Genomic DNA, 278 nt, shown 5'->3' on the forward strand with positions numbered 1-278 from the left:
CTTCTAACTGATGTTCAAGCTCCTTTGTCGTATAAAGCGGATTGACATTCACTAAGGTCATACCAGCGCGCAATACACCCAATACAGCAACGGGTAGCTGCAAGATGTTTGGCATCATAACCGCGACTTTATCGCCTTTTTTCAGCCCAAGTGACTGCAAATAAGCGGCAATTTGTTTGCTATAACGGTCTAAATCTTCGTAAGAGAGCTCGACATTCATGCAGACAAATGCAGTTCTACCCGCATGGTTGATGAAGTTTTGCTCAAGTATGTCGATT

The 278-nt window shown here is 43.5% G+C and carries 1 protein-coding gene; it reads right to left on the bottom strand.

Features of this window, described 5'->3' with window-relative positions:
- A partial coding sequence (locus AAEY83_RS14475) for an AMP-binding protein (RefSeq protein ID WP_351059940.1) occupies positions 1 to 278 on the bottom strand: 278 nt, incomplete at both ends.

The organism is Psychrobacter sp. TB20-MNA-CIBAN-0197, from assembly GCF_040309765.1.
In the GTDB taxonomy this organism is placed as follows: domain Bacteria; phylum Pseudomonadota; class Gammaproteobacteria; order Pseudomonadales; family Moraxellaceae; genus Psychrobacter; species Psychrobacter submarinus.